The sequence below is a fragment of the Frankia sp. CeD genome, assembly GCF_000732115.1.
GTDB classification, from domain to species: Bacteria; Actinomycetota; Actinomycetes; order Frankiales; family Frankiaceae; genus Frankia; species Frankia casuarinae.
The window spans coordinates 54,228-64,280 of record NZ_JPGU01000014.1 but is presented as its reverse complement, the minus strand read 5'-3'; the positions used below and the strand labels follow the sequence as shown (position 1 = coordinate 64,280).

The following is a 10,053-nucleotide window of genomic DNA, read 5'->3' as shown; positions in this document are numbered from 1 at the left end:
AAACGCCACCGCCACGATCGTCGTGCCGTGCGCCACCTCGGTGACCGGCCCCGGCAGGCCACTCCGGGCCCCCGGCAGCAGGTGCGGCGCCGACCGCGACAGGAAATCGGCGAACGACGATGTTCCCGGCGTCATGAACACAGCCGGTAGGCGCCCGGCGGCCCCCAATGGATCAGCCACGCATCNCCCTTCCGATAGTCGGTCACGTGGGCCGCGCGCCCGGGGCGTCCCCGAGGCTCCCGGCCCGACGTTACAGATGAAGCACAACATAGGGCTATCGCCCCCCGAAGCTGGCGGGCAGGCCGGTCGAACGGGTCGGCCGGGAAGGCGGTCACGGCCGCGCGTGCGGCCCGCCGACCTGCACCGGGGCACGCGGGCGGTGCGGGGCCGGACCCCCGCGGAACGCGGCCTCACCCGGCGGCGTCGACCCCGCCAGAGCTACCACCGCCGGGCGTCATCCACGGCGCCCGATACCGCCGGCTACCGGACCGCCGGCTACCGGACCGCCGGCTACCAGACGGCCGGCTACCAGACGGCCGTTACTGNCCGCCCTTCTGGACATAGCCCTTCACGAACTCCTCGGCGTTCTCCTCCAGGACGTCGTCGATCTCATCGAGCAGGGAATCGACGTCCTCGGACAGCTTCTCGTGCCGCTCCTTGAGGTCGGAGGCACTCGTGTCCTCGGTCGCGACGTCGTCGATCTCCTCCGCCCGACGGTCCGCGCGTTGCTGCCCGCCGCCGCTGTCCCTGGTGGCCATGAAGCCCTCCTTCGATCGCCTGGCGCGACACTATCCCGCCCCACCGACACCATCCGTTCGATCGGTGAGAGGTCCACTCCATCACGAACCAGCCGCTACGTCGCGACGTCCGCCCAGGGCGCAACGTGAACCTCCTGCCAGGGATCGGCGCCGGCTCTCCCGACCGGGATCGGCGCCGGCTTTCAGCGGCCGGCGAGCGCGTCCACCAGATCACTCGCCGTGGGGCAGCGGGTGAGCAGCTCGCCCACGTGCGCCTTCGTGCCGCGCAGCGGCTCCAGCGTCGGCACCCGCTGCAACGAGTCCCGACCGATGTCGAAGATGACCGAGTCCCAGGACGCGGCGGCGACCTGCTGCGGGTAGAGCGCGAGGCAGCGGCCCCGGAAGAAGGCGCGGGTGTCCTCAGGAGGCTCGGTCATCGCCCGGGTGACCTCCTCCTCGCTGACGACGAGATCGAACCGGCCCCGGGCCACCAGGCGGTTGTAGAGGCCCTTGTCCGGACGGACGTCGTGGTACTGCAGGTCGACGAGCTCCAGCCGCGGCGAGTCCCAGGCCAGGCCGTCCCGCGACCGGTAGCCCTCCAGGATCGACAGCTTCGCGACCCAGTCAAGCTCGCGGACGCAGCTCATCGGGTCGACCTCGAGGCGGCCGAGGATCGACTCCCAGCGGGAGAGCACGTCGGCGGTCTGGCTGTCGACGTCGGCACCGAACCGGTCCTCGACGTACTTGCGGGCCTGCTCGAAGTACTCCATCTGCAGCTGCACCGCGGTCATCCGACGACCGTCGCGCAGAGTAACCAGATGCTTGAGGGAGGGATCGTGCGAGATCGCCCGCAGCGCCGCCACGGGCCCGTCCACCGACAGGTCCGCGGTGAACCAGCCGTCCTCGATCATCGAGAGGACCAGGGAGGTCGTTCCCACCTTCAGGTAGGTGGCGACCTCGCTCATGTTCGCGTCGCCGATGATGACGTGCAGCCTGCGGTACTTCTCCGGGTCGGCGTGCGGCTCGTCCCGGGTGTTGATGATGGGCCGCTTCAGCGTGGTCTCGAGCCCCACCTCGACCTCGAAAAAGTCGGCCCGCTGGCTGATCTGGAACCCCGGCTCCCGGCCGTCGACACCGATCCCGACCCGCCCGGCCCCGCAGACGACCTGACGGGAGACGAAGAACGGGGTGAGGTTACGGACGATCTCCCCGAAGGGCGTCGACCGTGCCATCAGGTAGTTCTCATGGCATCCGTACGAGACGCCCTTGTTGTCGGTGTTGTTCTTGTAGAGGTAGACCGGCTTGGAGCCGGGCACGGACAACGCCCGGCGGGCGGCCTCGGCCATCACCCGCTCCCCGGCCTTGTCCCACAGCACGGCGTCGCGAGGGTTGGTGACCTCGGGCGAGGAGAACTCCGGGTGCGCATGATCGACGTAGAGCCGCGCCCCGCTGGTCAGGATGACGTTGGCCAAGCCGAGATCGTCCTCGTTGGCCGGGGCGCTCGGATCGACCGCCGGCTCGCGGGGCAGTTCGAAGCCCCGGGCGTCGCGCAGCGGTGACTCCTCCTCGAAGTCCCATCGGGCGCGGCTACCCGGCGCCGACGTTCGACTGGCATACGAGTTCACCACCAACNACGAAGCCAACATCTGATTGGTGTTCGGCTGACCGGGCACCGATACGCCGTACTCGGTCTCGATCCCCATGATCCGACGCGCGCTCACTCTGCAAGCGTAGGTGCTACACGGGCGGTCGGTTAGCCGGACGTCTGCCTTGTTTGCTCTGGGCCGCTCGGGATGACACGTCCGCAGCCACGCCTATCGTCAGAATTCGGTGGCGACACGGTAGTCCGACCGACCGGCGTCCACCGCGGATGCGGGCGGGAGGATACACCCAGGGGTGCCAGTGCCGCGATGCCCAACGCAACGCCGCGATGCCACCCAGAGCACCGCCGTGACCCCGGGGCCGAGTGACCCCGGGGTCACGGCGGTGGCACGTGTCCCGCCGTTGGGCGGAACACGGGACCCGAGCCCCTTACAGATAACGGCCGTTACAGGTACTACTGCGACCGTTACAGGTACTGGCCGGTGTTCGCGATCGTGTCGATCGAACGGCCGGCCTCGGTACCCTTCGTTCCGGTGACGAGCGTGCGGATGTAGACGATCCGCTCGCCCTTCTTCCCGGAGATCCGGGCCCAGTCGTCCGGGTTGGTCGTGTTCGGGAGGTCCTCGTTCTCCTTGAACTCGTCCATGCAGGCGGCGAGCAGGTACTGCATGCGCAACCCCTTCTGCCCGCCCTCGATGTGCTCCTTGACCGCCATCTTCTTGGCCCGGGCGACGATGTTCTCGATCATCGCGCCGGAGTTGAAGTCCTTGAAGTACAGGACCTCCTTGTCGCCGTTGGCGTAGGTCACCTCGAGGAAGCGGTTCTCCTCGCTCTCCGCGTACATCCGCTCGACCACGCGCTGGATCATGGCCTGAACGGTCGCCTCCCGGTTACCGCCGAACTCGGCCAGGTCATCCGGGTAGAGCGGCAGCTCCGGCACGACGTACTTGGCGAAGATGTCCCGAGCCGCCTCGGCATCGGGCCGCTCCACCTTGATCTTCACGTCGAGCCGACCCGGCCGCAGGATCGCCGGATCAATCATGNCCTCGCGGTTGGACGCGCCGATCACGATGACGTTCTCGAGCTGCTCGACGCCGTCGATCTCGCTGAGCAGCTGCGGGACGATCGTGTTCTCCACGTCCGAGGACACCCCCGAGCCACGGGTCCGGAAGATCGAGTCCATCTCGTCGAAGAACACGATCACCGGCATTCCCTCGGACGCCTTCTCACGCGCCCGCTGGAACACCAGCCGGATCTGCCGCTCGGTCTCGCCGACGAACTTGTTGAGCAGCTCGGGACCCTTGATATTCAGAAAGAACGCCCGACCGGTGCCCTGGCCGCCGGTCTTCGCCTCGACCTTCTTGGCCAGCGAATTGGCGACCGCCTTGGCGATCAGCGTCTTGCCGCAGCCGGGCGGGCCGTAGAGCAGCACACCCTTCGGTGGCTTGAGCTGATGCTCCCGGTAGAGCTCCTTGTACAGGAACGGCAGCTCGACCGAGTCCCGGATCGACTCGATCTGGCTCTTCAGGCCGCCGATCTGTTCGTAGCCGATGTCGGGAACCTCTTCGAGGACGAGCTCCTCGACCTCGGACTTGGGAATCCGCTCGAAGGCGTAGCCGGAACGGGACTCGATCAACAACGAGTCCCCGGACCGGATCGGTCCATCGAGAAGCGGCTGGGCCAGCATGACCACCCGCTCCTCGTCGGTGTGNCCGAGCACCAGCGCCCGGTCCCCACCCTCGAGGACCTCTTTGAGTAGGACGATCTCACCCTGCCGCTCGAACGCGCGCGTCTCGACCACGTTCAGCGCCTCGTTGAGCATGACCTCCTGGCCGGGCAAGAGATCACTGATGTTGACGCTCGGCGACACGGTCACCCGGAGCTTTCTGCCCTGAGTGAACACGTCGACGGTGCCGTCTTCGTAGGAGGAGACGAAGATCCCGTAGCCGCTGGGCGGCTGCGCGAGCCTGTCGACCTCCTCCTTCAGGGTGACGATCTGGTCTCGCGCCTCGCGGAGAGTCGCGACGAGCCTGTCGTTCTGTCCCGTGACAGCCGACAACTCCGCCTGGATCTCCGCGAGCCGTTCCTCCAGCACCCTGAGCTGCCTGGGCGATTCGGACAACTTACGCCGCAGCATGGCCACTTCCTCTTCCAGGAAGGCGACCTGCGTCGTGAGCTCGTGTNTTTCCTTCTCGTACGCCGACCGCCGTGATTCGGCATCACCTGGACGACCCGTGCTCCCATCGGAGCCAGAGCCCGAACGGGGACCGGACACTGCGCCTCCNCCNCCCCCGTGCTGACCGGGACGCNCCCACACTNCCGTTGTGACCGCCGCTGGCAGGCCGGTCGGGCAAGGACGATCCAGCTTTGCCGTAAACAGCGGGTTACGGTGCCATGCTGACAGAAGATCGGAGCCCTGTGGCAACTCCAGCGAAGCCGGGCGTTTCGGCAGACCTGCGGGTGCGGGTCGACCAGGATGCCTGCACCGGCGACGGTCTGTGCGCGCAACTCGCTCCCGCCGTCTTCGAGTTCGACGTCGACGGTCTGGCCTACGTCAAGGACAGCGCGGGCGAGCTGCAGACGCAGCCCGGCGCCTACGTCCCGGTGCCGCTGCCGCTCGTCGACGCGGTGGTCGACGCGGCCGACGAGTGTCCGGGGACGTGCATCTACGTGGAACGCCCCGACGGCACGCTGGAGGCCGGCGGGCCCGTCGGCTGACGATGGGCCCGGCCGGCCGGTACACTCGCGACCACGGCCTGCCCCATGGGACCCCATGGGAATGGCCTGCCCCACGGGACCCCATGGGATACGTCACATCGGCTGGATCGTCGCCGACCCTGGGTCGGCGTCCCGGGATCGGTCGGTCTCGGCCCTGGGCTCGGTCTCGGCCCTGGGCTCGGGGGCGGTCTCGGAGGCGGGATCGATCCCGATCGGCGCGCCCTTCGCCGGCCGGCGGCGGCGCACCGGAGGAGTGACCCCCTCGGCGAGGCGCCGCGCGGTCACCAGGAAACCGGTGTGGCCGACCATGCGGTGGCCAGGCCGCACGGCCAGACCCTCGACGTGCCAGTCCCGCATTATCGACTCCCACGCCGCGGGCTCCGTGAACGTGCCGTGCGCCCGTAGCGTCTCGACGATCCGGGAAAGCTGGGTGGTGGTAGCGACGTAGGCACAGACCACCCCGCCGGGCACCAGCGCCGCGCTGACGGCGTCAACGACCTCCCAGGGCGCGAGCATGTCGAGGACGGCCCGGTCGACGTCACGCTCGGTTGTCTCGGCCAGCTCCCCGACCAGCACGGTGTGGGCGGGATGCGGGCCGCCGAAGAACGCCTCGATGTTGCGCCGGGCAATCTCGGCGAAGTCCGCGCGCCGCTCGTAGGAGACCAGACGCCCGCAGTCGCCGATGGCACGCAGCAGCGAGCACGACAGCGCCCCGGACCCGACGCCGGCCTCCAGCACCCTGGCGCCCGGGAAGATGTCCGCGTAGGTGACGATCTGCGCCGCGTCCTTGGGGTACACCACGGTCGCCCCGCGCGGCATGGACAGCACGAAGTCGACGAGCAGCGGGCGCAGCGCCAGGTAGTCGGTACCACCCGTGCTGGTGACGACGATCCCCTCCGGCCGGCCGAGCAGGGCGTCGTGCTCGACGGCTCCCCGGTGGGTGTGAAACTGCCTGCCCGGTTCGAGGACGACGGTGTGCCGGCGCCCCTTGGGATCAGTCAGCTGCACCCGGTCACCCTTGGTGAACAGGCCTCGGCGATGAGCGGCGCCGGTCGGAGGCGGAGCGTAACCGCCGGCCAGGGACGGCACCTGCCCTGGGGACACCGACTCGTCGGGCGGGGCGCTCACCGGGACGCCACCATGCGGGCGGCGGCGGCCGGATCGATACGGGCGACGAGATCCACCATCGCGAGCACGCCGACCGGGCGGCCCGCCTGCTTGACGAGGTACTCCGACGCCGGCACCCGCTGCACGGCCGCCAGCAGGGCCTCGCCTTCCAGATCGGCGTCGAGGACCATGCCGGGCGAGATCACCCGACTCACTTCATCCACGGTCATCCAGGGTCTCCGATGCTCCGGCAGCGCGTCGACCGCGGAGCCATTCATAATCTTCAGGGGGCTGCCGTCACGGTCGATCACCGCGACGGCGGTGGCGCCGACCTCCTGAGCTCGCCGCAGCGCCTCCGCCAGCGGAACGGCACCCTCGACGGGCAGCGTCCGGCGCGCAAGGCGACCGGCGCACAGGCCGGGCAGCCGCTCCCGCACCTGCGCGGCGCGCAGCGACTGGTAGGCCGCGAACGCGAGGAAGCCCGCCAGAGCATAGGTGTACACCATGCCGATGCCGTCGGAGGTCGACGCACCCCAGACGACCAGGCCGGCGGCGACGACGAACCCGCCGTAGGCACCGGCCCGCAGCCCCCGCAGCTTGTCGCGCGTCAGACCCCACACCGCGGCGACGACCACCCGTCCACCGTCCAGCGGGAGGCCCGGTGCCAGGTTGAAGAGGAACAACGCGGCGTTGATGAGTCCGAGATCGTGCAGGACCGCGGCGGCGTCGCTGGTGTCGTCGAGGCCGAGCAGGCCGAGGTGACAGCCGGCGGCCAGCACCCCGTTGACCGCCGGGCCGACGAAGGCGATCAGGAACTCGCGGCCGGCGCTGCGGGGCTCCGGCTCGAACTCGGTGAACCCGGCGAAGCCGTGCAGGGTCACGGACCGCACGGTGTGACCGAACGCCAGCGCCGTCAGAGCGTGACCGATCTCGTGGGCGAGCAGGGAGGCCAGGAAGCCGATAGAGATCAACGAGGAGAGCGCGAGGATCCGCCCGTCGGACGCCAGCGGCAGCCGGTCGCGGATCGAGCCGGAGAGCAGGTAGGCGACGAGGACGGCGAAGACGAGGGCGAACGGCGAGATGACGATGGGAACACCGCGGATCCGCCCGACCGGCACGCCGGGGGGTCGCTCNCTCGGAGCCTGCCCCGCCGGGCCCGCGCCGCCGTGGGCGCTCGAACCCGCGCCGCTCGAACCCGCGCCGCCCGAACCCGCGCCGCCGTGCTGATCCGCCATGGATCCGATGCTACGGACCATACCCCGACCCGTCGTCCGGGACCGAGTGGCGAAGATGTCGGTAGGGGGATCTAGGGTCCAGGACATGACCTCGACGCAGCGCTCTCCTGCCATCCCGGGATCGGTGGCGTCGGCCGCACCCCGGCCGTTGATCGGTTCGCTGTCACCGTCGCGGGCGGCGGACTTCGTCAACTGTCCGTTGCGCTACCGGTTCCGGGTCGTCGACCGGCTCCCCGAGCCGCCGAGCGAGGCCGCGACCCGCGGGACCGTGGTGCACGCGGTCCTGGAGAAGCTGTTCGATCTCCCGGCGTCCCGGCGTACCCTGCAGGCCGCGCGGGAGCTGGTCGAGCCGGCCTGGGATACGGTGCGCGCCCGCGAGCCGGCGGTCGAGGCGCTGTTCGGTGGCCGCGACGAACTGGCGGCGTGGTTGGAGTCGGCCCGCGAACTGCTCGCCGGATACTTCGCGCTGGAGGATCCGTCACGGCTGGCGCCGGTGGCCCGCGAGCTGTACGTCGAGCACGTGCTCGACTCCGGCCTGCGGCTGCGGGGCTACCTGGACCGGCTTGACGAGGCGACCACGGCGCAGGGACCCGCCCTGCGGGTGGTCGACTACAAGACCGGCCGCTCGCCCGGCCCGGCGTTCGAGAGCTCGGCGATGTTCCAGATGAAGTTCTACGCCCTGCTGCTCTGGCGGATCCGTGGGGTGATCCCGCGCGAGCTGCGGCTGTACTACCTCGGTGACCGCACCTGGCTGCGGGCCACCCCCGACGAGGCCGACCTGCGGGCCGCCGAGCGACGGATCGAGGCCCTGTGGGCGGCGATCGACCGCGCGCACCGCACCGGGGACTGGCGCGCCACCCCGAACAGACTGTGTTCCTGGTGCGACCATCAGGCTCGATGCCCAGCCTTCGGCGGCACCCCACCACCGCTACCGCAGCAGACATCCGCGGTGCCGCTCGACGAGACCGCCCCCGCCGTCTGCGAGGCGGACGGCTGATGGCGGTCTTCAGGCCGGACCCCGTCCGGACCCCGTTCCCCGCGGACAGCCCGTTTACGGTGCCGGCATCCTCAGCTCGCCGGCGGCGGTGGCTCCACCGGGCGTCCTCGGAGGCATGCCATATCGCCCGATCACCAAAAGTAATATTGGTCGGACCTTCAATACTGCCGGCGGTACAGTCAGCGACGGCGAGATGCCGATCATCGTTCGGTCGTTGGGGAGATCGACCACGGTAGCCGAACAGCCGTCCCAGGTCAGTCGGGGCCGAGCGCAGGCAGGGCAGGCACGACGTGTCGAGAGGGACCGTGTCGAGAGGGACACGGCGCGCCGCGAGGGAGAGGACATCACGATGGCCCGACGGACCGGATCGTCCCGAGGCGGGAAGCGGGGCGCGGTCGCGGGCAGCCCGCCCGGCCGAGAGGACCGCGGGTCGCGGCCCGGCGAGTACGGTGCCGGCCGTGACGGCCGGGTTCCCGAGCACCCGGGCGGCCGGCGAGAAGACGGACCGGACGCCGCACCCGCGGCCCGCGCCGCCAGGCTGACGAAGGTCTACGGCTCCGGTGACACCACCGTCACGGCACTGCGCGAGATCGACCTGGCCTTCCCCCGCGGCCGATTCACCGCGATCATGGGGCCGTCCGGGTCGGGGAAGTCGACGCTGATGCACTGCCTGGCCGGGTTGGACACGGTCACCCGGGGACGGGTCTTCATCGGCAACGTGGACCTGTCCCGGCTGTCCGACAAGCAACTGACCCGGTTGCGTCGCGACCGCATCGGGTTCATCTTCCAGCAGTTCAACCTGCTGCCCACGCTGACCGCGGCCGAGAACATCACGCTGCCGTTGAGCATCGCCGGGCGTTCGCCGGATCGGGCCTGGATGCGCACCGTCATCGACGCGGTCGGTCTCGCACCGCGGTTGAAGCACCGGCCGAGCGAACTCTCGGGCGGTCAGCAGCAACGGGTCGCCTGTGCGCGGGCCCTGGTCACCCGGCCGGAGATCATCTTCGCCGACGAGCCGACCGGCAACCTTGACTCCCGGTCGGGAGCCGAGGTGCTGTCGTTCCTGCGTGACTCGGTCTCCGAACTCGGGCAGACGATCGTCATGGTCACCCACGACGCGACGGCGGCGTCCTACTCGGATGAAGTGATCTTCCTTGCCGACGGTCGACTCGTTGACGCGATCGCGAACCCGACCGCGGAGGAGGTGCTGGACCGGATGAAGCACCTCGACGCCGCCGCGGGCGGCTTGGCGGCCGACGGCGAGATCGCCGACGACCGGGACGACCATAACGACACCGACGGTCGCTACGGGCCTGCCGGTGACTACGACGACTACGCCTATCCGGACCAGGCCTACCCGGACCAGCCGACCTACGGGCGAGACGAGCACGATCCCTACCAGGGCCACTACCCGGAGCGGCGCACCGGCCAGTTCGAGGCGATCCCCGCCCCGGACCTCGGGCCCGACGCCGGTGGGCAGCCGGCGTCAAGGCGGGTCGGCGGCACGCGCCACGGCGAGGAGTACTACTCCGGCCGCTCCCACCACCGGCCGGTGCCGAGGCCTGGCGGCGGGCCTCCGCTCACCGACCCCGGCCGTGTCGACGGCGGGGGGGACAGTTACCACCCGGACGGCACGGAGCCGGCGGGCTGGGCCTGA

General features: G+C 70.1%; 8 protein-coding genes and 1 pseudogene (1 of these 9 cut by a window edge). 3 read left to right on the top strand and 6 right to left on the bottom strand.

The features are described from left to right. The 4 genes and pseudogenes from prcB to arc all read right to left on the bottom strand — a co-directional run. Positions 1 to 180 (bottom strand): annotated as a pseudogene (prcB, locus tag CED_RS10470) (proteasome subunit beta); it reaches 645 nt to the left of the window's first position. Positions 181 to 539: 359 nt separating this feature from the next. Then, positions 540 to 758 carry a ubiquitin-like protein Pup gene (locus CED_RS10465; RefSeq protein ID WP_011437025.1) on the bottom strand — a complete coding sequence of 73 codons (219 nt, stop codon included), beginning with the start codon at positions 756 to 758 and terminating at the stop codon, positions 540 to 542. Between the two features lie 182 nt (positions 759 to 940). Further along, positions 941 to 2,458 carry a depupylase/deamidase Dop gene (dop, locus tag CED_RS10460; RefSeq protein WP_369807816.1) on the bottom strand — a complete coding sequence of 506 codons (1,518 nt, stop codon included), beginning with the start codon at positions 2,456 to 2,458 and terminating at the stop codon, positions 941 to 943. Positions 2,459 to 2,805: 347 nt separating this feature from the next. Then, positions 2,806 to 4,614 carry a proteasome ATPase gene (gene arc, locus CED_RS10455; protein ID WP_035910200.1) on the bottom strand — a complete coding sequence of 603 codons (1,809 nt, stop codon included), beginning with the start codon at positions 4,612 to 4,614 and terminating at the stop codon, positions 2,806 to 2,808. A 119-nt stretch (positions 4,615 to 4,733) separates the two neighbouring features. Here arc and CED_RS10450 point away from each other — a divergent pair, with 119 nt between their 5' ends. Beyond that, positions 4,734 to 5,057: a ferredoxin gene (locus CED_RS10450; RefSeq protein ID WP_011437028.1), complete on the top strand. Its 324-nt coding sequence runs from the start codon at positions 4,734 to 4,736 to the stop codon at positions 5,055 to 5,057. Positions 5,058 to 5,150: 93 nt separating this feature from the next. On the opposite strand, the gene CED_RS10445 is transcribed toward CED_RS10450, so the two are convergent. Together CED_RS10445 and CED_RS10440 are read right to left on the bottom strand one after the other, a co-directional pair. Beyond that, positions 5,151 to 6,137 (bottom strand): tRNA (adenine-N1)-methyltransferase, encoded by a 987-nt coding sequence (locus CED_RS10445; RefSeq protein ID WP_049761090.1) that lies wholly within the window; start codon positions 6,135 to 6,137, stop codon positions 5,151 to 5,153. Between the two features lie 44 nt (positions 6,138 to 6,181). Beyond that, positions 6,182 to 7,399 (bottom strand): site-2 protease family protein, encoded by a 1,218-nt coding sequence (locus CED_RS10440; RefSeq protein ID WP_084680760.1) that lies wholly within the window; start codon positions 7,397 to 7,399, stop codon positions 6,182 to 6,184. An 85-nt stretch (positions 7,400 to 7,484) separates the two neighbouring features. Between CED_RS10440 and CED_RS10435 the strand changes: the two genes are divergently transcribed. Together CED_RS10435 and CED_RS10430 are read left to right on the top strand one after the other, a co-directional pair. Beyond that, positions 7,485 to 8,396 carry a PD-(D/E)XK nuclease family protein gene (locus CED_RS10435; protein WP_023841067.1) on the top strand — a complete coding sequence of 304 codons (912 nt, stop codon included), beginning with the start codon at positions 7,485 to 7,487 and terminating at the stop codon, positions 8,394 to 8,396. 349 nt (positions 8,397 to 8,745) lie between these two features. Continuing rightward, positions 8,746 to 10,053, top strand: a complete 1,308-nt coding sequence (locus CED_RS10430) for an ABC transporter ATP-binding protein (RefSeq protein WP_035910197.1) — start codon at positions 8,746 to 8,748, stop codon at positions 10,051 to 10,053.

Excerpts from the sequence above, each read along its gene's own strand:
- CED_RS10450 (WP_011437028.1), top strand. The coding sequence starts at position 4,734 with ATGCTGACAGAAGATCGGAGCCCTGTGGCAACTCCAGCGAAGCCGGGC.
- CED_RS10435 (WP_023841067.1), top strand. The coding sequence starts at position 7,485 with ATGACCTCGACGCAGCGCTCTCCTGCCATCCCGGGATCGGTGGCGTCG.
- CED_RS10430 (WP_035910197.1), top strand. The coding sequence starts at position 8,746 with ATGGCCCGACGGACCGGATCGTCCCGAGGCGGGAAGCGGGGCGCGGTC.